The organism is Streptomyces sp. NPDC045967 (genome assembly GCF_056430495.1).
Window position 1 is genome coordinate 94,465 of the sequence record NZ_JBWKLE010000006.1, and the last position, 24,403, is coordinate 118,867.

The window sequence follows — 24,403 nt, forward strand, 5'->3', positions numbered from 1 at the left end:
CCCTGACCCTCGCCGCCCTCACCATGACCACCGGATGCGTGACGGTGCGCCCCACCGCGCCGTCGGACGCACCGCGCCCGGGGCCTGCGGAAGCACGGCCCGTTCCTGCTCAACCGGCGCCCCTGGCCATGCCGTTGGGCCGTCTGCCGGTCCCGGAGTCCGCATCCCCGCCCTCCCCCGCGTCGCCCGCGGCCGCGCCCGGCGCCACTCGCCAGGAGCGGCCCGCGCGCCGGCCCCGGGCGGCCAAGCCCGTGCGTTCCGCCCGCCCCGCTCCCCCGCCCAAGCCCCGCAAGCGGCAGGCGGCAAAGCCGGCGGACGGGCCCGCCGCGCCGCGGCACGCCTACGGCATGGCGGCAGTGTGCGAGGCGGCCCGCGGCACGGTGCCGCCCGCCCTCGTGGCCCTGTGCCGCCGGGCATGATCCCGAAGACCCGGCCCGGGTCGGGGTGGCACAGTGCCGGGCACCCGTTATTCGATGGAGGAGGCTGCCCCCGGATACCTAGAGTGACGGTGCCCACGTCGTCGAGCAGGAGCGGACCATGCGCACGCACTACCCCCGCACACCGCACCTGCCGTGGTCGCCGGGGGCCGCGCCGGACGACGTCCGGGTCGGCGGCCCGGATGCGCTCGCGGGGCTGGCCGGGCGCGAGGTCGTGGTGACCGAGAAGCTCGATGGGGAGAACACCACCCTCTACGCGGACGGCCTGCACGCCCGCTCCCTCGACTCGGCGCACCACCCGTCCCGGGCGTGGGTCAAGGGTCTCCAGGGCCGGATCGCCGCGCGGATCCCGGCCGGATGGCGGGTGTGCGGGGAGAACCTGTACGCCCGGCACTCGCTCGCGTACGAGGACCTCGACAGCTGGTTCTACGGGTTCTCCGTGTGGGACGGGGAGCGCTGCCTGGACTGGGACGCGACCGTACGGTTCCTGCGCGGGCTCGGGGTGCCCACGCCGCGCGTGCTGTGGCGGGGGACGTTCGACGCACGCGCGCTGCGCAGGCTGAAGCCGGACACCACACGGCAAGAGGGCTACGTGGTCCGGACGGTGGACGGTTTCGGCTACGAGGACTTCGGCCGGTGCGTGGCCAAATGGGTGCGCGGCGGGCACGTACAGACGGCGACGCACTGGATGTTCGCGCCGGTCGTGCCGAACGGGCTCGGTCCGGCCGCCCCGTTGTGGGCGGTCCGGTCTGGGGCCGCCGCCGGTGCGGCGGAGCTGCTGGCGGCGGTCGGGATGACCGGTGACGCATGGGGCACCGACGGCGCCGACCACGTCGACGGCCACATCGACGGCCAGGCATCCGCCGCCGAGGTGTGTGCCGATGTCACCGCCCGGTTGGACGCCTCGGGCCGGACGGGCGATGACCGGCTGGCCGGGGTGCTGGCCGCCGCGCTGCACCGCGCCCCGCGCGCCCGGATCGCGGCGCGGCTCGCCGGCGGACCGCTCGGGATGGAGCTCGCGCGGCGGGTGGCGGACCTCGTCGGGCTGTACCCGTACCTCCAGCGGCCGTTCGCCGACTCCGAGCGGCGGGCCGGACTGGTCCGCATGGCCGCCGCCGCCGATCCGGGGGTGCTGCACGCCCTCGCCGCCGCGACGGCCGGCGAGGACGCGCAGGCCCGCGCGAGCGTGGAGTGGTCCGCGCTGTACGCCGAGGAGGCGGGCCTGCTCGGTCCCGATCCCCTCGGCCCGCTGCGCTCGGAGCTCGGGGAGCGGCTGTCCGGGCTCGGTCCGGACGCGGCCGACCGCTGCTGGGCCGAGGCCCGGCGGGCCTTCGCGCAGGGCCGGATCGCCACGGCGGAGGAGGCGGTGGCGGCGACCTGGCGCTGGCGTGAGGGAACGTTTCTCCGGCTGGTGCAGCTGTCCGGCCCCTCCGGCAGCGGCAAGAGCACCTTCGGTCGCGCCCTGCCCGGCGTGGACGCGTACATCGGTCTCGACGAGCTGCGGTCCGCCCGGGGCTCCCGCGCGGATCAGCGGGCGAACGCGCAGGTGCTGAGCGAGGGCCTCGACCGGCTCGACGCCGCGCTGGCCCGCGGGGGCACCGTCGTGTGGGACGCCACCTCCCTGACCGATCAGCAGCGCGGACTGGCGGGCTCGGTCGCCCGCCGCCGCGACGCGCTGGTCACCCATGCCGTCGTCCTGGTGGACGAGGAGGAGCTGCGGCGGCGCAACACCGTGCGCCCGCATCCCGTGCCTCCGCAGGTGCTGGAGTCCCAGCTGCACCGGTTCAGCCCGCCGTATCCCGGTCAGGCGCACCGGACCTGGTACATCGGCGCGGGCGGAACCGTCGAGGACACGGCCGGCGCGCTGGCCGTGAAGGGCGGCGAGCTGTGATGCGCACCAGTGAGGAGGTCTACCACCAGGTCCGCTGGGACCCCCGGTTCGATCCCGCCCGGTTCGTCCTCGGGCTGCTCCAGCGCGGAACCGCCCCCAAGCGGGTGCCGCTGCCGTCGTTCGTGCCGGGCGGCGACATTCCGTGGCACCGCGTGCTGTTCGTCGAGGCGGACGGGGAGCTGGTGTGGGACCGGGCGACGGGGGTGGACCGGATCGGCGCCACCCGGGCCGGACGCGTGCGCGATCCGCGCCTGCTGCGGGCGCCGTTCTTCACCGCCCGCACCCCGCACGCCTGGGATCCGGCGGACGGCGGCGCATGGCGCCCGGCGCCCGCACCCGCCCCGCGCGGCACCGCGGCCGATGCTCCGGCCGCGGTGCGGCTGCTGACCTGGAACACCCTCTGGGACCGCTACGACGGCCCGCTGATCGCCACCGCCCGCCGCAGGCCCCTGCTGCTGGCCGACCTGGCGGCGGCCGACGCCGATGTCATCGCGCTCCAGGAAGCCGAACCCGAGCTGCTGCGCCTGCTGTTGCGGACGGACTGGGTGCGGGCCGGCTACACGCTCGGTACGGATCCGGGTGGCCGGGACGTCGCCGAGTGCGGGCTGCTGGTGCTCAGCCGGCTTCCTCTGCGGGAGGCCGGACTACACGTGCTCGGCCCCCACAAGGCGGTCGCCGCCGTGACGGTGGACACCGCGGCCGGGCCGCTCGTCGTCGCCGCCACCCACCTGACCAGCGACCACACGCAGGACGGGGCGAGCCGGCGACGGGCCGAACTGGCCCGTCTCGCCGAGGGGCTGAGCGGGGTCGAAGCCGACGTGGCGCTGCTGGGGGACTTCAACGACGGCGGCTCGGGGGCCGACGGACCGGCGGCCGCGCTGGGCATGCGGGACGCCTGGAGCGACGTGCACGGGCCGGGGGACGACACGCCCACCTTCGACCCGGTGGCGAACCCGCTCGCCGCAGTGGGCTCGTTGTCCGGCCGGGCGGCGCGGCTGGACCGGATCCTGCTGAGGACCGCGGGGGCGGCGCGGGTGACCCGGGCGGCCCTGCGCGGTGACGTGCCGGGCCCGGACGGCCTGTTCGTCTCGGACCACTACGGGGTGGAGGCCACGGTCGATTTCGGCGGCCCCGGCCCCGCCCGGCTCGACGCGCGGGCGACGGCGCGCACGGCCGTGGCCTGGTTGCCGCCCCGCCTCCCGGAGGCGGCGCACGCGCTGCGCCGCGAGCACGACCCTGGGGCGGACCGCTGGCCCGCCCACGTCAACCTGCTCTTCGGCTTCGTCCCGGAGTCCTCGTTCGAGGAGGCCGTGCCCCTGCTGGCCGACGCGGCGGCGTGCACACCGCCGTTCACGGCGCGCCTGGAGGGGGTGCACAGCTTCGGCCACCGGGAGGACGCGGCCGTCTGGCTGGACCCCGCGGCGGGGGGCGACGCGCCGTGGCAGGAGCTGCGGCAGGAACTCGTACGGCGCTTCCCCGGGTGCCGTGGGCGCGCCGAGGACTACACCCCGCACCTGACCCTGGGGCGCAGCCGCGACCCGCAGCGGGCGGTCGCGGAGTTCGCCGCCCGGCTCGGCGGCGGGATGAACGTGCGGGTCGGGGAGCTGGCCGTGCTGTCTCGGCGCGGGGACGGGCCGATGCGGACCCGGGCGGTGGTGGAGCTGGGCACGGGGCGGGTCCGGTGGCTGCCGGAGCGCGCACTCGGGGGTCGTCTGCCGGAGTACGCGCTCGGGGATCCGGTGGCGGAGCAGGCGCTCGGGGATCGAGTGCCGGAGTACGCGGTCGGGGATCCGGTGGCGGAGCAGGCACTCGGCGGTGCAGCCGGTCACCCCGTGACCCGGGGCGTCGCACCCGACCGGCGAGCCGCCGCGCTCGCCGTCCGGATCGCGGAGGCGCTCGGCGACGGCGCGGTGTGGGAGGCCGGTTCCCGGCGGATGGGGTGCGCGCTCCCCGGCGCCGACCTCGACCTGGTGGCGGCCGTGCCGGGCACCGCGGACATCGGGGAGGTACGGCAACGGCTCGCCGCGGCGCTGCCGGAGGCGGTACGGCTGCGCGAGGTGACGGGCGCCCGGGTGCCGGGGCTCCGGTTGAGCGCGGCGGGCCTGGACGTGGACCTGGTGGTCGTCCCCACCGGCGCGCTGGAGCCCGCGGCGGCGGTGGCGCGCCGTGCCGAACTGGGCGGGGCCGCCGGGGTGGCGCTGAGCGCGGTGAGCGATGCCGAGGCGGTGGTGGGCTTCGTGGGGCCGGAGCACGCCGCCTTCGCCCGCCTGGCCCGGACGGTCAAGGCATGGGCGCGGGCCCGGGGGCTGGACTCGGCTCCGTTCGGTGGGCTTCCGGGGCTGGCCTGGGCGGTACTTGCGGCCCGTACGGTGCGCGCGGCCGCCGACCGGTCCCCCGCGGCCCTGCTGCTCGACTTCTTCGGGAGCTGGGCTGCCTGGGACTGGCGCGAGCCGGTCGGCATGGACCGGGCGGCACTGCCGCCCGTACCGTCCGGCACGACGTCGGCCGCGGCGCCGGACCCGGTGACCGTCCTCACCCCCTCCGCGCCGGTCCGCAGCTGCACGGCCCAGGTGGGACCGGCGGTGCGGGATCTGCTGGGGCGGGAGCTGTACCGGGCGTGGGAACTGCTGGAAGCCGACCCGGGCGCCCTCGACGCCGTCCTGGCCGCGCCACCGCTGCACCGCCGGCACGCCGCGTGGGCGGTGGTGAGCGTATCCGCGCCCGCGGGGCGCGAGTTCGACGCCGCCCTGGGGCGGGTGCGCGGCCGGATGCGGGCCCTGCTGGGCGCCCTGGAAGAGGCGGGCGTCGCGGACGCGCACGCCTGGCCGCATCCCTTCGAGGCGGGCCCGGGATCGGCCCGGTACGCGATCGGGCTCGGTTCGGCGCCTCCCGACGCGGCGGGTCTCGCCGCGGTCACCGCGCCCTGGTCGCGGGGCCTCACGGGTGTGGAAACGGCATGGGCCGATTGCGGGGAGGTACCGGACCTGCACCGTGCAGGCGACGAGTAACGAACACACGGCATCGTTCGGCTCCTCCGAGCGGACACTTCCCGAAGGCTGACCCGGCTCCGCCCCGCGTCCGGCGGGGCCGGCGGGACGGGGCGGTCAGAGCATCAGTACAGCCAAGCGAAGTTTTTTCGTCAACACTTTTCACAAGGATTGAAGAAACTCCGAGTTCACGGGCCTGATGCACCGTTGACACACGATTTGATCTTCAGTTCGTGAACGCCGAAACCCTTGACGGCCCTCGCGGCGGGCAGTTCACTCACGCTTCGATCCCCCGGATCCAAGCGTCAGGAGTCCCCCCGCATGCCCCTCCTCTCCGATCGCCCGCCGCGCCTCACCGCGACGGCGCTCGCCGCCGCCCTGGTCGCGGCCCTCCTCGTCCTGCTGCCGGGCACCGCCGCCCAGGCGGCTCCGGTGCTGCTCTCCCAGGGCAAGCCCGTCACGGCCTCCAGCATCGAGAACGCCGGGACACCGGCCGGCGCGGCCGTCGACGGCGACAACGGCACCCGCTGGTCAAGCCAGTTCGCCGACCCGCAGTGGATACAGGTCGATCTCGGCGCCCCGGCCCAGCTGAGCCAGGTGGTCCTGCGCTGGGAGGCCGCCGCCGCCAAGGCCTACCGCGTCGAGCTGTCCGCGGACGGCACCAACTGGTCCACCGCGGCCTCGACCACCACCGGTACCGGCGGCACCGTCACCCACGACATCACCGGCACGGCACGCTACGTCCGCGTGTACGGGACGCAGCGCACCACCGGATACGGCTATTCCCTCTGGGAGTTCCAGGTCTACGGCACCACCGGCGGCGGGCCGGTCATCCCCGGTGGCGGCGACCTCGGCCCGAACGTGATCGTCTTCGACCCCTCCACGCCGAACATCCAGGCCAAACTGGACGAGGTGTTCCGGCAGCAGGAGTCGGCCCAGTTCGGCTCGGGCCGCTACCAGTTCCTGTTCAAGCCCGGCACCTACAACGGCCTGAACGCCCAGATCGGTTTCTACACCTCGATCTCGGGCCTCGGCCTCAACCCCGACGACACCACCATCAACGGCGACGTGACCGTGGACGCGGGCTGGTTCGGCGGCAACGCCACCCAGAACTTCTGGCGTTCGGCCGAGAACCTGGCGCTGAACCCGGTCAACGGCACCAACCGCTGGGCGGTCTCGCAGGCGGCACCCTTCCGCAGGATGCACGTCAAGGGCGGCCTGAACCTGGCGCCCAACGGCTACGGCTGGGCCTCCGGCGGGTACATCGCCGACTCCAGGATCGACGGCCAGGTCGGGAACTACTCGCAGCAGCAGTGGTACACCCGTGACAGTTCCATCGGCGGCTGGTCCAACGCGGTGTGGAACCAGGTGTTCTCCGGAACCCAGGGCGCGCCGGCGCAGTCGTACCCGAACCCGCCCTACACCACGCTGGACACCACCCCCGCGTCCCGGGAGAAGCCCTTCCTCTACCTGGACGGCAACGACTACAAGGTCTTCGTCCCGGCCAAGCGCACCAACGCCCGCGGCACCTCCTGGGGCAACGGCGCACCGCAGGGCACCTCGGTGCCGCTGAACCAGTTCTACGTGGTCAAGCCGGGCGCGAGCGCGGCGACGATCAACGCGGCGCTGGCGCAGGGCCTGCACCTGCTGTTCACGCCGGGCGTCTACCACGTGAACCAGACCATCCAGGTCAACCGGCCCGACACCATCGTCCTCGGCCTCGGCCTCGCCACGATCATCCCGGACAACGGGGTGACCGCGATGAAGGTCGCCGACGTGGACGGCGTCAAGCTCGCCGGGTTCCTGATCGACGCGGGCACCGTCAACTCGCCGAGCCTGCTGGAGGTCGGCCCGGCCGGCGCCTCCGCCGACCACGCGGCGAACCCGACCACCGTGCAGGACGTCTTCATCCGGGTCGGCGGCGCGGGCGCCGGCAAGGCCACGCTCGGCATGGTGATCAACAACGACGACACCATCGTCGACCACACCTGGATCTGGCGGGCCGACCACGGCGACGGGGTGGGCTGGGAGACCAACCGCTCCGACTACGGGTTCCGGGTGAACGGCGACGACGTCCTGGCCACCGGCCTCTTCGTCGAACACTTCAACAAGTACGACGTGGAGTGGAACGGGGAGCGCGGTCGGACGATCTTCTTCCAGAACGAGAAGGCGTACGACGCCCCCAACCAGGCCGCGATCCAGAACGGCTCGATCAAGGGATACGCGGCCTACAAGGTCGCGGACTCGGTCAACACCCACGAGGGCTGGGGCCTGGGCAGCTACTGCTACTACAACGTCGACCCGACGATCCGTCAGGAACACGGCTTCCAGGCACCGGTGAAGCCCGGTGTGAAATTCCACGACCTGCTCGTGGTCTCGCTTGGCGGCAACGGCCAGTACGAGCACGTCATCAACGGGATCGGCGCCCCGACCTCGGGCACCTCGACCATTCCCTCCACTCTCGTCTCGTTCCCCTGACCTGACCCACCCCTGACCCCGCCACGACGCGGGGCGGCCCGACGGCCGCCCCGCGTTTTCCGGACCGCTTGGGAGAGCGCTCTCCCACCGTGTCCGCAGAGCCGGCACGACGACCCGCAGCACGACCCGCAGCACGACCAGTACCACGCACGGCGCCAGAACCGGCGCCGCCTCTCCCTTCCGCCCCTCACGAAGGAGCTGCAGCGATGAAACTCCGCCCGCGGACCCCGTCCGCCGCCATGGTCTCGGTGGCCTTCGCCGTGACTGCCGCCGCCGGCCTCAGCGGCATCGCCCTGACCGCCCAGGCCTCCCCCGACTCCGGTGCGGCCGTGCACGCGACCATGGACCACACCGCCGTGGCCCCACTGGCCGGCGGCGACGACCCGGACGGTGACGGCTACATCCCGGCCGTGCCGCAGGTCACCGGAGTCACCCCGTCCTGGAACAACCCTCCGGACCGGTACTTCCACGAGTTCCAGGCCAACTGCGCCGTCACCCGGACGGCGTCCGACGACCCGATCGTCTACGCGGGCCGCCCCGGCGCCTCCCACAACCACACCTTCATGGGCAACACCACGACCGACGCGTTCAGCACGACCGCCTCGCTTTCCGCGGGCAGGACGGCCTGCAACGCCCCGGGCGACCTCTCCGGCTACTGGATGCCGACCCTCTACAACGGCAACCAGCCGGTCCTGCCGACCGGGCCGCAGGTGATCTACTACAAGACGGGTGTCACCGACTACAAGAGCGTGCGCCCGTTCCCCAAGGGCCTGCGCTTCCTGGTCGGCAGCCCGTCGCAGACGGCCGCCGAGTTCCGCGCCCACCGCGGCTGGGTGGAGGGCTGGGAGTGCGGGGACAGCTTCAAGAACACGGAGTTCCCCGCACACTGCCCGGCCGGCACCCAGCTCAACATCCGCATGCAGTCCCCGAGTTGCTGGGACGGCCGGTTCCTGGACACCCCCGACCACAAGGCCCACATGGCCTATCCGGTCGTGAAACCCGGCACCAACGACAACGTGTGTCCCGCCGGCCACCCCGTCGCCGTGCCCATGGTCGAGTTCAAGATGGCCTTCCCCGTGAGCGGTGACATGTCGCAGGTCAGGCTGTCCAGCGGCAGCGGGCACTCCTTCCACTACGACTTCTTCAACGCCTGGGACGACCGGACGCTGAACGCCCTGGTCGAGCACTGCATCAAGGGCGGCCTCCAGTGCAACGCCCGCGGCTACGACGAGACGCACCCGGAGGCGGGCGCCGCCCTGGGCCCGGACTACCGGCTCCCGTAAATCCCGGCTCCGGCCCCGGCCCGGCCGCGACCGGACCGGCCGGCAGCTCCTCCGCGGAATCCGCGCGCCGCCCCTCTCCGGGCGGCGCGCGGTCACGTGCGCGCCGACGGCCGCGCTCAGACCTCGATGACGATCTTGCCCGCCGTGTGTCCGCCCTGGCTGAGCTCGAAGGCCGCCGCCAGCTCGGCCAGCGGGAAGGTCCGCGCGACGGTCACCCTGAGCCGGCCGTCCTCGACGAGCCGGCCCAGCTCCTCGAGGTCACCGCCGACCGGCCGCACCCACATCCACTCGCCGCCCGAGCCGGTCACCGTGGGATCGGCGATGGAGGCGTGCCGGCCGTCGTCGTGCAGCACCCTGCGGGTGACGTCGAGGACGCCGCCGACGAAGTCCGCGACGACGGTCGCGCCGTCGGGGGCGAGGTCGAGGACCCGCTCGGCGAGCCCGTCCCCATAGGCGACGGGTTCGGCGCCGAGCTCGCGCACGCGGTCGTGGTTGCGCGGGGAGGCGGTGCCGATGACCCGGGCCCCCAGGGCGCGGGCGATCTGCACGCCGAAGGAGCCGACGCCGCCCGCGGCCCCGTGGATCAAGACCGTGTCGTCCTTGCCGGTGCGCAGCCGGGTCAGCACCTGGTAGGCGGTGAGCCCGGCGAGCGGGAGGGCGGCCGCCTCGGCCCAGCCGAGCGAGGCGGGCTTGTGCGCGAGGGCCCGGACGGGCACGGTGACGAACTCGGCGCACGTCCCGCCGTGCACGTAGTCCTTGCGGACGTAGGCCATCACCTCGTCGCCCTCGGCGAACTCGGGCGTGTCGATGCCGACCCGTTCGACGGTGCCGGAGACGTCCCAGCAGGGCACCACGGGGTACACGACGTCCATGAGGGCGTCGAGGCCGCCGCCCATGATCTTCCAGTCGACCGGGTTGACCGAGGCGTACTTCACGCGGACGAGCACTTCGCCCGGGCCGACCTTGGGGACCGGGAGCCGGGTCTCCTTCAGTACCTCCGTTCCGCCGTACGTCTCGTACGCCATCGCCCGCATGGTGTCGTCCTGCGCCATGTTCCGACCTCTCCGTGAGCTGCTGGGCCCGCCCCGGGCCCATCCCACCACGTGCCCCGCTCCCGGCCCGACAACGGTCGCGGGTATGTTGCGAAGCCATGTCACTGCGGAAGGGGCCGGATGACCACGGGGCGTAGCGGGCGAACGGTGCGGGACCTGCGGCGGGGGAACCGGAGCGCCGTCCTGCAACGGCTCTACTTCGGCGGGCCGATGAGCCGCCAGGAACTGGGTCCCGCCACCGGGCTGAGCTCCGGGTCCGTCAGCAACGTCGTCGGCGCGCTGGTCGCGGACGGACTGCTGGAGGAGGCCGGGATCGTCGACTCCGACGGCGGACGGCCCCGCACCCTGCTGCGGGTGGCCCCCGCCAGCGCCCACATGATCGGCGTCGACGTCGGCGAAACCCGGGTCCGCGTCGAGCTGTTCGACCTGACCCTCACCGAACTGGCGCGGGCGGAGGTGCCGTTGTCACCGCGCGGCTGCTACGACGTGGGGTCCGTCGTCGACCACGTCCGGCACGGCATCGGGACGGTGCTCGCCGAGGCCGGCGTCGGCACGGAGCGGCTGCTGGGCGTGGGCGTCGGGGTGCCGGGCATCGTGGACCGCGACGCACCCGGCGGGAGCGTGGTGCACGGCCAGACCATCGGCTGGGACGCCGTACCGCTGGAGCGGCTGCTGCGCGCGACCGGAGCGCTGCCGGAGGAGGTCCCCTACCTCATCGACAATGGCGCGCGGACCCTGGGCCAGGCCGAGATGTGGTTCGGCGCGGGCCGCGGGGCACGGGAGGCGGTTGTCGTGCTCTTCGGCTCCGGCGTGGGCGCGAGCCTGGTCACCGACGGCTCCCCGGACGGCGGGACCACGCAGGGCACCCCCCTGGAGTGGGGTCACCTCACCGTCTCCGTACGCGGACGGCGCTGCCGATGCGGGGCACTGGGCTGCCTGGAGGCGTACACCGGCGCCGAGGCCCTGCTGGCGCGCTGGGCGGAACGCGGCGGGGCGGCGGACGGCCGCCCGGTGGACTCGGTGGACGAGGAGGAGGCCCTGTCCGCCCTGCTCGCCGCAGCCGGCACGGGGGACGCGGTGGCACGGGAAGTGCTGGAGGAGACCGCGGAGTACCTGGGGGCGGGGCTGTCCGACCTGATCAACCTGTTCCAGCCGGAGCGCATCCTGATCGGCGGCTGGGCGGGGCTCATGCTCGGCCCGCACATCCTGCCGTCGGTCCGCGGGCACGCGACCCGGTACGCGCTGCGCCATCCGGCCGACCGGGTCACCATCGGCCTCGGTTCCCTCGGCCCCGACGCGGTCACGGTCGGCGCGGCCACCCTGCCCCTCTCGGCGTTCTTCGCCGCGGGCGGCCGCCGAGCGGCCCCCGAGCCCCGGCCCGAGCCACCGGGCTGGCGCACGGCCATGGAGGTCCGCGGCGCGGAACGGTAGCCGCGCGTCCTCCGTTGTGCGGCTGCGCCGGAGCGGATCAGGCGGAGTCGCGGACCACCAGGGCGGGCGGGAACAGGACCGAGGCCGGTTCCGGGGCGGCGGTGCCCGCGACCCGCTCCAGGAGCAGGCGGACCATCTCCGCCGCCATGTCCTCCACCGGCTGGCGTACGCTCGTCAGCCGGGGCCGGCAGGCGGATGCCGCGCCGGAGTCGTCGAAGCCGACGACCGCCACGTCCCGCGGGATCCGGCGGCCGTGCTCCTTCAGCACCAGGCAGGCTCCCTGGGCCATCAGGTCGTTCGCGGCGAACACCCCTTCCAGGTCGGGCTGTTCGGCCAGCAGGCGGCGCATCGCGCGCTCCCCGCCGTCGAGCGTGAAGTCCCCTTCGGCGACGCGGAGCACGGTGGGGCGGTCGAAGCCGGGGGCGGGGTGGCGAGCGGGGCCAGGGTCGGGGTCACGGTCGCGGTCGCGGTGGGAGCGGGGGGCGCAGCCGGGGTTCCGGTCGTCACGCGGTGCGTCCCCGCCGCCGCTGCCTCCCGCCACCGCCTCGCGGAAGCCCGCCACCCGCTCCCGGCTGGCCGGCACGTCCGCCGGGCCCCCGATCACCGCGAGTCTGCCGCGGCCCAGCGCGAGCAGGTGCCGGGCCGCCAGCGCTCCGCCCTCCCGTTGGCGCAGGTCCACGTGGTCGAGCGCCACCCCCGCGGGGGGCGTCGCGAACAGCACCGCGGGCAGGGCGGCGGCCGCGAGCATCCCCGGCAGCGGATCCCGGGCATGGGTGGTGACGAGCAGGGCTCCGTCCGCGCTGCCCTGCCCCAGGTAGGCGAGCACCTGCGCACGGTCCTCCGCGGTGTCGGCGAACATCAGGACCGGGTGCACACCGGCCGGTCGCAGCGCGCGGACGACCCCGCTGACCACGCGCCCGAAGAACGGGTCCTCGAACACCCCGGCGGCGAACCCGTCCCGCGCGCCGGCCGTGCCCGAGCCCGCGCCGGAGACCACCAGGGCGACGGTCCCGGACCGGCGCGTCACCAGGGACCGGGCGGCGCGGTTCGGCACGTACCCGGTCGCGGCGACGGCCCGCTGGACCGCCTGCCGGATGGCCGGGTCCACGTTCCGGACGCCGTTGACCACCCGGGACACCGTGGCCCGCGACACCCCCGCCGCACGGGCCACGTCCTCCAGGGTCGGCGATCCACCCGCCCCGGCTCCCGCTCCCGCCGGGCGCTTTCCCGTACGTCCCCCCGTGTCCATGGCCGCACTGTAGCGGCCGGGTGACGCGGTCCCGGCGGGGCGGGTGTGCGGCGAGCGGTGTGCGGGCAGCGGGCAGTCGGGAGTAGGCGTACCGACGGCGCGGGTCCGGCCCGGTAGGTGGGCCCGGGCCCCGCCGCGGATCACTCGTACTCCGTGCCGCCCTTGCGGGTCAGGTACGCCGGGCTGACCGCCTTGGCTATCGCGCGGCCGCCCACGACCGGGCTGTGGCGTTCCGTCGCCGGGCGGATGACGACCCCCTCGCGCAGGTGCACGCCCCGCCCGGACACGGTCTCCCGGCCGGTGGCCACCTCCAGCACCGTGTCGAGCTCGTACGGTCCCTCGTACAGCCTCGGCACAAGCGGCAGTTCGCCCTCCGCCAGGACCTCCGCCGGGTCCAGCCACCGCACCTGCCCGTCGATCTCCGCGGACACGTCGAAGACCGCGTACCCGGGGGGCGTGTCCGCGGTGCGCACGTCCGTGCCGTAACCCAGGTCCTGGACGCCCACCCCGTACACCTCCGCGAAGATCCCGACCCGTGACGCGCCCAGTCGAGCGGCCAGGGCGGCCGCGACCGCCGGTACGCCGTGGCCGCGCACGGCCCGCCAGTACACGTTGCGCTCGTCCTCCCTGAGCGCGAGCCCCTTCGCGCCGAAGCCCTTGGAGGAGACGAGCACCCGCTCGCCCTCGGTGACGTACGTGAACAGGCTGGCCGTGCCGTGCAGCTTCTCCGTGAGGACCACGGGCTCGCCCGGCTCGAACAGGTGCGGATAGCGCTGGAGGTTCTCGATGTCCACCCACGGCAGCAGGTCCGGAGCCGACTCCACCTCGCCGTTCATCGTGGTCGGGACGGGCGGCGACCACTTGGTGATGCCGAGCAGCTCCGCGAAGTCCGTGCCCTCCTCGGCCGCCTGCGCCAGATCGACCTCGGCGAGCGCGCGCGGCCGGCACACCAGCCCCTGCGAGAGCTCCCCGCGCAGCCGGACCGCCTTCACCCGGTCGGCGGAGCCGCCGGCGAGGCGGCCCGTCAGACCCAGTTCCTCGATCAACTCGGCGGGCAGCACGGCCTGCTCGGGTATGTAGAGGGCGAACTCGCCGGTGCGGTAAGCGCCCTTGGCCACGACGGCCCGGTAGAGGCCGACTTGGGCCAGCTCCAGCGCGTCGGCGTTCGGATGCTCGTGGACGGTCAGCTCTTCGGCGGTGACTCTCAGAGTCGACATGGAAGGTCCCCCTCGGACGTGCGGACGTACGGAGTCGCGGATGTGCGGAGTCGAGAATGCGCGGATGCGCGGATGCGCGAAGTCGTGCGGTCCTACTCTCGGTGCCGCCGTTCGTCCTGGTCCAGCGCTTTTCGGAGCGCGGGGACACACCGGGCGTCGTGCCGTGCCTGGCGTATCCTCGGCCCGGAAGTGCCGTCTGCCGCCGGGAGTCCGCCATGTCATCACGTCCCGTCACCGTCGTCACCGGCGGCAGCAGGGGCATCGGGGCCGCGACCTGCCTGCGGCTCGCGGCCGAGGGGCACGATCTTGCGCTCGGCTACGCCCGCGACGCGGCGGCCGCCGAGTCCGTCGCCGAGCAGGTGCGGGCCGCCGGTTCGCGCTGCGTGACCGTGCGCGGGGACACCTCCGAGGAATGCGCGGTCGAGCGCCTCTTCGACATCGCCGGAGCCGAACTCGGCACCGTGACGGGGCTCGTCAACAACGCCGCGGTGACCGGGCCCCTGGGGCGGCTCGCCGACGCCCGCACCGAGGACCTGCGGCGGGTCGTCGAGGTCAACCTCCTCGGCTACCTCCTCTGCTGCCGGCGGGCGGCCCGCGACATGGCGGAGTCAGGCGGCGGGGCCATCGTGAACGTCTCCTCCGCCGCCGCCACCCTCGGCAGCCCGGGCGAGTACGTGCACTATGCCGCGACCAAGGCCGCCACCGACGCGCTGACCATCGGGCTCTCGAAGGAGCTCGGACCGGACGGCATCCGGGTCAACGCCGTGGCGCCGGGCATCATCGAGACCGACATGCACGCGGCGATGGGCGACCCCGACCGGCCGGCCCGCGCCGCGGCCCGGATCCCGCTGGGGCGGCCCGGGCAGCCCGAGGAGATCGCCGCCGCGGTGTCCTGGCTGCTGTCCCCGGAGTCCTCGTACACCACCGGCGCCGTCCTGCGGGTCTCCGGCGGCCACTGAGGCCGCGCCGTCGGACGAACGCCGATCGGGCGGGCGCCGTCAGGCGAGCGCCGCCCGGGTGGCCGGGCCGTAGACGCCCTGCGGGTCGCCCTTGATGTCCCGGTCGCGCTGGAGCTGGCTGACACCGCGCTTGGTCTGGCCGTCGTAGACGCCCGTGATCGAGACGTACGTGAACCCCTGCCCGAAGAGCAGCTCCTGCAGGGCGCGCACCTCGGGCCCGCGGTCCCCCATGCGCAACGTCGGCGGCTGTGCCGAGGACGCCGCGGCCGGGGCGCCGCGCGAGGGCGTCGGCGGCCGGCCCGACGGTCCGGCGGACGGAGCGGACGCGCTCGGCGAGGCGGACGCCGGGGCGGTCGGGGCCGTCGCCGTGGGCGCGCCGGACGGGTTGGCGGCCCCGGCTCCGGGCTCGCCCACCGCGCCGGGACTGCGCGCGGGGAGCGCGGGCACGGAGAGCTCGGGCGCCCGCTCGGAGCGCGGCGGCGGTTGCGGGTCCGAGCCGACGCTCAGCAGGACGGCCCCGCCGGCCACGACCAGCGCCAGCAGGCCGGCCACGGCCATGGACCGGCCGCCGCCGCGACGGCCGGTCACACGGGAGGAGGCGGCCTCCGTGCGGGGCCCCGGGGCGGGTGCCCGGGCGGGCGCGGAGGCGCGGGACGGCGCCGGGCCCGGGAAGGAGAGCGGCCCGGTCTGCAACCAGGCGGGCGAGCCCGTCGGCCCGGCGGTCCCGTCCGGGGAAGCGACGTACGGCCGCACGAGCGGATGGCGGTCCTCGGGTGTGCCCGCGCTCTCGTCGCCGGCGTGGGCGCGGGGTCTGCCCGGGTGGGACATCGGCGGCCTCTCGGAAGTGCTGTTCGAGCGGTGGTTCTCGACCGGCGCACTCTCGCCCTCGACGACGGCCCAGGTCAAGCCGGGTGTCCGGTCTGCCCCGCGGCATCCGTATCGCCGGACTGCCGGCGGAACGACGTGGCCCAGACGGTGCCCGCGGCCACCAGCATCAGGGCTGCCCCGCCGAGCGGTGCGGCGGCGACCGCGATGCGGTCGACCGCGAGCCCGCCGAGCAACGCGCCCGCCGCGATGGCCAGGTTGAACATGGCGACCATGAGCGAGGTCGCGGCCTCGGCCGAGGCGGGAGCCGAGAGGAGCATCCACCGCTGCAGGCTCACCGACACACCGCCGTACGCGAGCCCCCAGGCGAGCAGCAGCGCGGTCCCGGCGGCCGCTCCGGGCAGGACGGCGATCGACGCGAGGACCGCCGTGAGGCAGAGGCTGACCGTGAGCAGCGTACGGGGCACGCCGCGGGCCCCGGCGAGGAAGTTGCCGGCGACACCGGCGAGGCCGTATCCGAGCAGGAGGGTGCTGATGTATCCGGCGTCGATGCCGGAGACGTCCTGGAGGACGGGCCGGACGAAGGTGTAGGCGGCGAACTGCCCGGTCACCACCAGGAAGGTGACGGCGACCCCGGCACGGACCCCCCGGTTGGAGCGGAGCAGGGCGGGGAGTTGGGCGAAGGAGACGTGCCCGGTCGGCGGCAGCGGAGGCAGCAGGAGGAGCAGGGCGGCCAGGGTGATCAGGCCGAGGGCGCCGACGGCGGCGAAGGCGGTGCGCCAGCCGCCGAGTTCGCCGAGCAGCGTACCGGCGGGCACGCCGAGCACGGAGGCGGCCGGGACGCCGCCGAAGACGAGCGCGGTGGCCCGGCCGACGTGGCGCGGGGGCACGAGCCGTACGGCGAGCCCGCCGGCGACGGCCCAGAATCCGCCGACGCCGACCCCGACGAGCACGCGGGCCGCGAGGAGCACGGCGAAGCCCGGGGCGAGGGCGGCGGCGATGTTGGCGGCGGCCGTGAGGGCGATGAGCGCGCAGAGCACGACCCGCCGGTCGAGCCGGCCGGCGCCCACGGTGACCAGGGGCGCGCAGAACCCGGCGACCAGGCCGGGCACGGTGATCATCAGCCCGGCGGTCCCGTCGGACACACCGAGCTCGACGCCGACGGGGGTGAGCAGCCCGACGGGCAGCAGCTCGGAGGTGATCAGACAGAAGATCCCGAGCGCAACAGCCCAGACCCCCGCCCACGCCTTCCAGTCGGACGCAGCGGCCGGGGACGCGGTGCGGGCACCGGGTCGGGGGGCGGTGGGGGCGGCCGCTTCGGACGGTGCGGGTGGAGCGGTCTTGGACGCGGTAGCCGAGGCGGGTGGAGAGCCCGGGACGGTGGGTGAGGCGGGTCCCGGTTCCGAGGGCGACCCGGGCTTCAGGGCGGCGGGCGACGCGTGCTCCGGGGCCGTGGCCGGGACGGGCGCGGGGCCGGGGAGCCCGGCAGGGTGCGGGGCCGTGGGTGCGGGTTCGCTTCGGTGGGCCGGGCCGGAATCGGGCGCGGGGGTGCCGGGCGCGGCGGCTGAGGTCATGGGTCGAGCTCCGTAGGGCTGTCGGCGGCAGGACTCGGCAGCACGCGGGCCCACCGGGGGTCGCGCCTCCCCGTCGCCCGCGCTGCCGTCGCCATTCTGCGTGCGCCCGGCACATTTCCCTAGGCTGCTGCCGCTCCTTCCGCTCCTGACCCCCGCCTCGGCGCCCGGCCGGGGATCCACGGCCTCCCCCGCGCCCCTCCCCCGGCTTCGGTCGCTCCCGGCGGTCGGCGTCACCCGGACGCGTGAGGCCGGGCATGGCCGTGCGGCAAGGTGGTCCGATGCAGTCGCGCCGGGCCGTGCCCCTCTCCCTCCTGGCGCTGCCCGCGAGCGCCGGCTGCGCGTCTGCGCCGGGCCGCAGCGCGCGGCTCCGGATCCGCCGGGTGGCTCCCTGCCGCGCACCGGGGCGCCCGACGCGCCGCCTTCCCGGTCGGCGGGCCGGGAGGCCACGGGCCGGGCCGCCGACCGGGCTCGGTTGCCCGCCGACCCTGGCCCGGACGCGGCGGCTCGACGCGAACGGTCAGGGGCGGCGGCCGCACACGGAGGCGCACCGGCGGGCCGTGCCCCGGCGGGCGGCGCGCAGCCGGTGCACCGTGCTGCGGCCCCGGCGGCCCCACTCCCCCCGCGGCAGCACGGCACGCTGGCCGCCGCCCGCGATGAGCGCGTTGACCGGCGTCATCGGGTCGGCTGCCATCGCCTTGGCGAACAGCACGCCGACGACGAGCGGGACCAGGGCGACGGCCAGGGCCGAACCGGCGGTGGTGACGTGCTGCATGCGCGGGCGGACCGGCGCGGTGCTGGAGGCCTCGGAGATCATGCTCCCATTCGACCAGCGGCGGCGCGGCGGGGAATCGGGTCGGATACTCAGGCCGTTGGGCACGACGTACTCAGACGGACAGGACGCGGCGTACGGGGCGCGTCCCGGCACAGGGGGTGGTGGGGTGGCGGCGGTGCCCGGGCAGGGCTTCGAGCCGGCGACCGGTGACGGCCCGGCGGCCCCCGAGGCGGGGCGGGCGGCGGAGCTGCGCACGGCCCGCGAGGGGCTGTTGCAGATCCGCCGAGTGGTCAACGGTCCCGCGGGCGAGGCGGTTCCCGCACCCTGGGAGGTTCGCCGGCCCGTGCGTGCGGTGGCCCTCGCCCTGGAGGCGTCGGGGATCACGCCGTCCGCGGCGGACGCGGAGGGCCGGCCGACCAGGACGGGCTACCGCGTGACCGCCGGCCCGGACCCGGGGCGCGTGGAGGTGACCTGGACCGGGCCCAAGGGCAGTGGCGCGGTGGAGGAGGAGCAGGAGCGGCTGACGGCCTGCGCGGCGGTACTGGAACGGTTCGGCTGGGTCTGCCTCCTCTACCGGGGCCCGCGCCGACGCCGCTTCCTGGAGGTGGAACCCCCGCGCTGACCGGCCTTCCGGCGCCCGAAATCCGGTGGCCCTCGCCGCCCGCAACCCCGACACTCGCCGCATGGGAATGCTCGGCACACTGACAGGCCCCCTCACCCGCGCCGGCGCCGCGGAGCCCCGACCGACGGACGGCGGTTCCACGGCGCTGCGGCCGCGCCGCTCGGTGGTGTGGCCGGGTGCCGTCGGGGCCCGGCGTCTCGATCTGGTGCCGCTGCGTCCCTCGCACGCCGAGGAGATGGCTGCGGTGCTGCGCGATCCGGCGCTGTACTCCTTCATCGGCGGGGCGCCGCTGTCGCCGACCGCGCTGCGCGCGCGGTACGAGCGGCTGGTGGCGGGCTCCGCCGATCCCGCGGTCGTCTGGGCCAACTGGGCGCTGCGGCTGCGCGGGCCGGGCCGCCTGATCGGTACCGTGCAGGCCACGATCCGCCCGGCTGACGACCGGGCCGAACTGGCCTGGACCGTCGGCACGGCCTGGCAGGGGCAGGGGTTCGCCACGGAGGCCGCCCGGGCCCTCGCCGGCTGGCTGCGGCGGCTGCCCGTCGGCCTGCTCGTCGCGCACGTGCATCCGGACCACGCCGCCTCCGCAGCCGTGGCGGCGGCCTGCGGGCTGCGCCCGACCGCGTACCGCCAAGACGGCGAAGTCCGCTGGGAGTCCGCCGGTCCCGGCTCCGGGTGAGGTCAGCGGGACCGCGTCGTGTCCGGCCGGCCGCGCACGCGGGGGCGCGGAGCCGGACCGGCCCCGCGCCCCCTGCCACCGGCGTCCGCGGCCGGTTCCGTGCTACCTCACGGCGCGCCGAACGTCAGGGTCAGCTGCGGGGTGCCCTCATGGGCCTGCGCCTCCGAGGACCACAGCCACAGGGCGTCGGTACCGGTGCTGCTCAGGGCCAGACTGTAGCCGCCGCCGAGAGCCCCGGCGATGGTCTGCGTGTCCAGCCCCGCGGTGTGCACCGCCGAGCCGTCCGGGATCCCGGCGAAGCCGCCGAGCGCCGGTGCGCCGAGGGCGGGCCGGCTGTCGTACGTCGTGCCGGCCTCCGTCCACGAGCCGGTGACCGGGACGACCGAGACGGTGTCCGCCGTGCCCGCGCCGCTCATCGTGCTGGTCTTCACGCTGAGCACGGCCGACTTCAGCACCGTGCCCGCGGGCGCGGCGGGCAGGTCGAAGCGCAGGTAGCTCGCGTAGAACGAGGTGCCCCGCACGGCGAGCGAGCTCGACGCCCCGTAGTTCGCGCCGGGGGCCCCGGCGTTGGCGTAGGTGTCCTCAGAGGCGGTCACCCGCACCACCGAGTCGGCCGGGGCGGTGGCGAGCGCGTAGTGGTGCTGCACCTGCGCCGCGCTCAGGACGGTCGGGTAGACGGCCGTCTCGTCCAGTCGGCCCGCCCAGTGGTCGCTGGTCGGGCGGTCCGGCCAGCCGCCGAGGCTGTCGCCGCCGGCGTGCCAGTAGCCCGAGAAGTTCTCGTGCGTGGTGACGCCCAGCGTGCCCTTGACCGCGCCGTCCACGTACAGGGTCATGCCGCCGGGTCCCTGGGTGGCGACGGCGTGGTGCCACTGGTCGTCGTTGTAGGAGGCACCGGTGGTGACCGTGCGGGTGGCCCCCGTGTAGACGCCGAAGACGAGGCGGCCGTCGTTGGTCATGTAGAGGTGCTTGTCGTACTGGTTGCTGCCGCGCGACTGGTTGTTGCCGAAGCCGAAGAGCTTGCCGCCGCGCGTGGTGCCGGTCTTGAACCAGGTCTCGATCGTGTAGCTGCTGCCGACCGTCTGGCGCTTGTCCCCGTACACCTGGGTGTCCGTGCCGTTGAAGCCGATCGCCGTGCTCGCGCCGGAGACCGCGCCGGGCGTCTGGCGCAGGGCGGGGGCGTTCAGGTGCACACCGCTCTGGTTGCCTCCGTCGGAGGAGTCGGCGGCGAAGGGCAGGGCGGACTCGTCGTAGCGCCAGTACTGCTGGGCGCCGTCGGCGCGTACCTGGTGGGGGTAGCCGTCCACCGACGTGGGGACGGTCACGGTCGCGGCGGCCGACAGGGCGCTGGTGTTGCCGGCCGCGTCGGTCGCGCTCACCCGGTAGGTGTAGGTCTGGCCCGGGGTCACGGCGGTGTCGGTCCAGGATGCCTGGGGGCGGCGGAAGAACAGCGAGTCGGCGTTGACCGTGGCGATGGGTGCGGCCGCGCCGTTGCGGTGGATCCGGTAGGTCAGCGTGCTGTCGTCCAGGTCGAGGCCGGTGCGCCAACGCACCTGGACCTCACCGGGCGTGAAGCTGACGGCGCCCGCGAGGGGTGCGCTGGGCGCTCCGGTGTCCCCGGTGGACGCGAAGCGCGTCAGGCTCTGCTGCGCGGCGCCGTTGACGGTGGTGAACTCGCCACCCACCCACAGGTACTGGACGCCGCCCTTGGCGCCGACGGTCATCACACGGGGGCCGATGCCCTCGCCGATGCCGTCGTTGGTGTCGGGGGACCAGCCGAGTTTGCCGGTGGCGGTGGTGGGCTGGGCGAGCAGGTGGTGGCGCTGGCCGTCGGGGAACTCGCCGACGCTGGAGCAGTCGTGGGCGTGTGAGGCGCTGTAGAGGACGCCCTGGTGCGGCAGTACGGCCTGGGTCGCGCCGAGGCAGGTGTCGCGCCAGCGCTGGCCGAAGCCGGGGAGGTCGAGGGCGATGCGGCCGTCGAAGACGCCGCCGCCCGTGCCCTCGTTGGCGGTGTAGAAGCCGGTCGCGTCGGTGGCGATGTCCTTGACGACCGAGTTGGCCTCGATGAAACCGGGATAGGCCGTGGTCAGCGCACCGGTCGTCGCGTCCACGACGGCCAGCGCGTGGCTGTTCGCCCCGTTGACGGTGAAGAAGTCGCCGCCGAGCAGCACGCGGGTGCCGTCGGGGGTGACCTCGACGGCGCGGCCGGGTTCGTCGGCGTGGGCGGTGAAGGGCCGCAGGGATCCGTCGTCGGCGTCGACGGCGGCGAAGCGCTCGCGCCGCTGGCCGGCCACGGTGAGGAAGTCGCCGCCCGCGTAGACGGTGTCACCGGCGACGGCGAGGGCGCGGACGGTGGCCGCGAAGGCGGGCCGGAAGCCCTGCTTCACGGTGCAGGTGGCCACGTCGATGGCGGCCAGGCTGGAGACCGGGGTGCCGTTGACGGCGCCGAAGTAGCCGCCCGCGTAGAGGGTCTGCTTGTCGGGCGAGAGGGTGAGCGCGCGGACGGTGGCGGTGCCCGAGCCGATGGTGAAGGAGAGCGTGCAGGAGGTGGGCGCGCCGGTGGCGGCGTCGAGCGCCGCGAAGTTCACCGCCGGCTGTTCGCCGCCGGCTCCGCCGGCGGGCGGGCGGACGGTGGAGAAGGTGCCGCCCACGAAGACCTTGCCGCCGGCCTCGGCGAGGGCCCAGACCACGCCGTTGGGCTGCCAGGTCGGCAGGGCGTCGGCGGTGAACGCCACGGGCGGGGTGACGGCCGCCGCCCGCGGGATCAGGCCGAGGCCCGGTAGGGCCGCGGTGGCGGCCAGGGACAGGGTGAGAGCGGTTGCCAGTCGTCGTCCGGATCCACGCATGAAACCCCCCGGTTCGGTGTGGTGGGCGGCCGCGCCGTGCCCGGTCGCCCGTCATGGCCGGAAACCGCCGTACGGTGGTCCGCGGTCATGCGTACGGGCGCACCCTAGGGCGGATCGGCCCTCCCTTCACCCCACTTGACGCATCAGATACCGAATCGCGCCGGGACCTCCCCGTGTCGCCCCCGCCGGGGGCCGGCGCCCGGGTCCGGCCGGATGACGCCGTCCGGATGGCCGGCCGGTCAGCGCCCGCGGGAACCCGCCCCGGCGAAACGGCCCCGCGCGGGGCCGCGTCCCTCTACGGTGCCCTGAGGTGATGGTCACGGTGCGCGGCGGAGGGGTGGGGCGGATGGACGAGGAAGAGGACATGCGGCTGGCGAGGCTGACCCCGGAGATCTCGCGCCGTACCCTCGCGATGCTGCGACGCCTCGCGGGTCTGGAGCCGCCCGAACAGGTACCGGAGGAGGCCATGGCGGTCACGGACGAGATCCTGGCCGAGTACGGCACCGACGGGCTCCGGGTCCTGGCGATGACGCTGGCGGCGTGGGCGACGGCGCAGATCGAGAACGCCGCCGAGTTGAGCGGGCGCAGTCACGAGGCGGTGCTGGACACCATGGAAGTGGCCTGCCTGGAGGCGAACGCGGAGGACTAGGCCCTGTCGTCGAAGTGGCGCCGGTCAGGTCCGCGGCGTCCGGTGCCGTGCATCGCACGGCGCAGGGGCGCCCGACGTACTGGACGTACCCGGGCGCCCCGACAACGCGGCGAGGTGCGGCACCGGGCGTCGCGGGCCAGGCGGACTGTGACGACAGGGCCTGGGGGCGGGTCTTTCGGATCATGCCCGGCCCCGGCCTTCCGATCACCGGCCCCCGGCCGCCCGGGTCTGCGCGGAAGAACCGCCGCCCGGAACGGTATGGATCGGGCACGCGTCGGCGACACTGGATGTAGCAGTGCGCCGTGGGGGGTCGTGATCGGAGGCCGTCGTGAGCACACCTTCCCCCGTCCGGATGGCTGCCGTGCTGGCCACCGAGCATCGTGGCCTGCTGATGTCCCAGGCCCGCGAGGTCAATTTTCCCGAGGGTACGCGGATCTTCGACGAAGGCACCCGGGCGGAGTCCTTCTGGATCGTGCGCTCCGGCACGGTGACCTTGCAGATCCCCGTGGCCGGCCGCCGCACGCCCGCGCCGGTGGAGAACCTCGGCCCCGGAGAGCTGGTGGGCTGGTCCTGGCTGTTCCCGCCGTACGCGTGGCAGCTGAGCGCCGAGGCGATGACGCCGGTGCGCGCCTACGAGTTCGACGGTGCGAACGTGCGGATGCTCATGGACGCCGATCCCGCGTTCGGGTCCGCCATCGGCCATTGGGTCGGGCGGGTCCTGGCACTGCGACTGCACCAGACCCGCACCCGGCTCCTCGATCTGTACGCCCCGCACGCCTCCGCGGGCTGACCTCCCGCACCGTTCCGCAGCGGTTTCGGGGGCGTGTCCCGTCGGAGTTCGGCCGATTCGCCCGCTCGCTGCGCCACAGGTCAGCCGGGGCGCACCGCTGCGGGCTGCACGCATGCGCACACGATCAGTGACGGAAAACGGCGGTCCGAACGGGCGTTCACCGTCCGGTTGGGCGAGACTCCTGTCCGTTATCCGACACAGCAACCTGAAGGAGTGTTCGCAATGCGGTCCATCACCAGGGGTCTCGGGCTCGGTTCCGCCGCCATGGCGCTCACCGCGCTCACCGCGCTGGCCTGGCCCGGGTCGGCAGGAGCCGCCCCGTCCGGCACGCAGAGCCTGTACGCCCCGTCCGCGCTCGTCCTCGCGAAGACCACCGGGGACGACGCAGCGACCGGCACCGTGCTGCGCGCGGTGACGCTGGTGTGCGCACCGACGCCGGGCGGGACGCACCCGGACCCGGCGGCCGCCTGTGCCGAGTTACGGTCGAACGCGCCCGAGCTGGACGCCCTCGCGGCGCCCGAGCCGGGCACCGCGTGCACCAGGGAGTGGAACCCGACGACGGTGACGGCCGAGGGGGTGTGGCAGGGCCGCCGGCTCACCTACGCCTACACGTACGCGAACCCGTGCGGCATGCGGAACAGCAGCGGCACGCTGTTCGACTTCTGAGG

At 75.0% G+C, this 24,403-nt stretch carries 18 protein-coding genes; 11 read left to right on the forward strand and 7 right to left on the reverse strand.

The genetic code is table 11. From position 1 onward, the window contains the following. The first annotated feature begins 537 nt into the window (after positions 1 to 537). From AC07FY_RS15150 to AC07FY_RS15165, 4 genes are all read left to right on the forward strand, one after another. Positions 538 to 2,328 carry an RNA ligase family protein gene (locus AC07FY_RS15150; protein ID WP_479005710.1) on the forward strand — a complete coding sequence of 597 codons (1,791 nt, stop codon included), beginning with the start codon at positions 538 to 540 and terminating at the stop codon, positions 2,326 to 2,328. Further along, on the forward strand, positions 2,328 to 5,336 hold the full coding sequence (locus AC07FY_RS15155; protein WP_479005713.1) for a poly(A) polymerase: 3,009 nt from the start codon (positions 2,328 to 2,330) through the stop codon (positions 5,334 to 5,336). Before AC07FY_RS15150 ends, AC07FY_RS15155 begins: the two co-directional genes overlap by 1 nt. A gap of 300 nt (positions 5,337 to 5,636) precedes the next feature. Further along, positions 5,637 to 7,793 (forward strand): discoidin domain-containing protein, encoded by a 2,157-nt coding sequence (locus AC07FY_RS15160; RefSeq protein WP_479005716.1) that lies wholly within the window; start codon positions 5,637 to 5,639, stop codon positions 7,791 to 7,793. A 206-nt stretch (positions 7,794 to 7,999) separates the two neighbouring features. After that, positions 8,000 to 9,076: a DUF1996 domain-containing protein gene (locus AC07FY_RS15165; protein WP_479005719.1), complete on the forward strand. Its 1,077-nt coding sequence runs from the start codon at positions 8,000 to 8,002 to the stop codon at positions 9,074 to 9,076. Positions 9,077 to 9,192: 116 nt separating this feature from the next. On the opposite strand, the gene AC07FY_RS15170 is transcribed toward AC07FY_RS15165, so the two are convergent. Continuing rightward, positions 9,193 to 10,110 (reverse strand): NADP-dependent oxidoreductase, encoded by a 918-nt coding sequence (locus AC07FY_RS15170; protein WP_479006338.1) that lies wholly within the window; start codon positions 10,108 to 10,110, stop codon positions 9,193 to 9,195. 138 nt (positions 10,111 to 10,248) lie between these two features. On the opposite strand from AC07FY_RS15170, the gene AC07FY_RS15175 reads away from it, so the two are divergent. After that, positions 10,249 to 11,559: an ROK family transcriptional regulator gene (locus AC07FY_RS15175; protein WP_479005722.1), complete on the forward strand. Its 1,311-nt coding sequence runs from the start codon at positions 10,249 to 10,251 to the stop codon at positions 11,557 to 11,559. A gap of 37 nt (positions 11,560 to 11,596) precedes the next feature. Here AC07FY_RS15175 and AC07FY_RS15180 read toward each other — a convergent pair whose 3' ends face one another. Further along, the gene (locus AC07FY_RS15180) at positions 11,597 to 12,808 is read right to left on the reverse strand and encodes a LacI family DNA-binding transcriptional regulator (RefSeq protein WP_479005725.1); all 1,212 of its coding nucleotides are present in this window, start codon (positions 12,806 to 12,808) and stop codon (positions 11,597 to 11,599) included. Between the two features lie 140 nt (positions 12,809 to 12,948). After that, a complete protein-coding gene (locus tag AC07FY_RS15185) occupies positions 12,949 to 14,025 on the reverse strand; it encodes an RNA ligase (ATP) (RefSeq protein ID WP_479005728.1) in 1,077 nt (358 codons plus the stop codon). Between the two features lie 215 nt (positions 14,026 to 14,240). Between AC07FY_RS15185 and AC07FY_RS15190 the strand changes: the two genes are divergently transcribed. Further along, on the forward strand, positions 14,241 to 14,984 hold the full coding sequence (locus AC07FY_RS15190) for an SDR family NAD(P)-dependent oxidoreductase (protein WP_479005730.1): 744 nt from the start codon (positions 14,241 to 14,243) through the stop codon (positions 14,982 to 14,984). Positions 14,985 to 15,023: 39 nt separating this feature from the next. Here the strand turns inward: AC07FY_RS15190 and AC07FY_RS15195 are convergent, their stop codons facing one another. The 3 genes from AC07FY_RS15195 to AC07FY_RS15205 form a co-directional block, all read right to left on the reverse strand. Continuing rightward, entirely contained in the window at positions 15,024 to 15,890 is an 867-nt protein-coding gene (locus AC07FY_RS15195) for a peptidoglycan-binding domain-containing protein (RefSeq protein ID WP_479005733.1), read from the reverse strand. Next, complete coding sequence (locus AC07FY_RS15200; protein WP_479005736.1) at positions 15,887 to 17,383, reverse strand: MFS transporter; 1,497 nt, start codon at positions 17,381 to 17,383, stop codon at positions 15,887 to 15,889. The genes AC07FY_RS15195 and AC07FY_RS15200 overlap by 4 nt, the downstream gene beginning before the upstream one ends. Before the next feature lie 517 nt (positions 17,384 to 17,900). Then, the gene (locus tag AC07FY_RS15205; RefSeq protein WP_479005739.1) at positions 17,901 to 18,197 is read right to left on the reverse strand and encodes a hypothetical protein; all 297 of its coding nucleotides are present in this window, start codon (positions 18,195 to 18,197) and stop codon (positions 17,901 to 17,903) included. Positions 18,198 to 18,321: 124 nt separating this feature from the next. Between AC07FY_RS15205 and AC07FY_RS15210 the strand changes: the two genes are divergently transcribed. Together AC07FY_RS15210 and AC07FY_RS15215 are read left to right on the forward strand one after the other, a co-directional pair. Then, the gene (locus AC07FY_RS15210) at positions 18,322 to 18,777 is read left to right on the forward strand and encodes a hypothetical protein (protein ID WP_479005742.1); all 456 of its coding nucleotides are present in this window, start codon (positions 18,322 to 18,324) and stop codon (positions 18,775 to 18,777) included. Between the two features lie 61 nt (positions 18,778 to 18,838). Then, positions 18,839 to 19,453, forward strand: coding sequence for a GNAT family N-acetyltransferase (locus AC07FY_RS15215; protein WP_479005745.1), 615 nt, complete (start codon positions 18,839 to 18,841; stop codon positions 19,451 to 19,453). A gap of 107 nt (positions 19,454 to 19,560) precedes the next feature. Here the strand turns inward: AC07FY_RS15215 and AC07FY_RS15220 are convergent, their stop codons facing one another. Then, positions 19,561 to 22,296 (reverse strand): DNRLRE domain-containing protein, encoded by a 2,736-nt coding sequence (locus AC07FY_RS15220; protein ID WP_479005748.1) that lies wholly within the window; start codon positions 22,294 to 22,296, stop codon positions 19,561 to 19,563. 346 nt (positions 22,297 to 22,642) lie between these two features. Here AC07FY_RS15220 and AC07FY_RS15225 point away from each other — a divergent pair, with 346 nt between their 5' ends. The 3 genes from AC07FY_RS15225 to AC07FY_RS15235 all read left to right on the forward strand — a co-directional run bounded on the left by AC07FY_RS15225 (position 22,643) and on the right by AC07FY_RS15235 (position 24,401). Continuing rightward, entirely contained in the window at positions 22,643 to 22,945 is a 303-nt protein-coding gene (locus AC07FY_RS15225) for a hypothetical protein (RefSeq protein WP_479005751.1), read from the forward strand. A gap of 328 nt (positions 22,946 to 23,273) precedes the next feature. Then, complete coding sequence (locus tag AC07FY_RS15230; protein ID WP_479005753.1) at positions 23,274 to 23,735, forward strand: Crp/Fnr family transcriptional regulator; 462 nt, start codon at positions 23,274 to 23,276, stop codon at positions 23,733 to 23,735. Between the two features lie 222 nt (positions 23,736 to 23,957). Beyond that, positions 23,958 to 24,401: a subtilase-type protease inhibitor gene (locus tag AC07FY_RS15235; protein ID WP_479005756.1), complete on the forward strand. Its 444-nt coding sequence runs from the start codon at positions 23,958 to 23,960 to the stop codon at positions 24,399 to 24,401. The last annotated feature ends 2 nt before the right edge of the window (positions 24,402 to 24,403 follow it).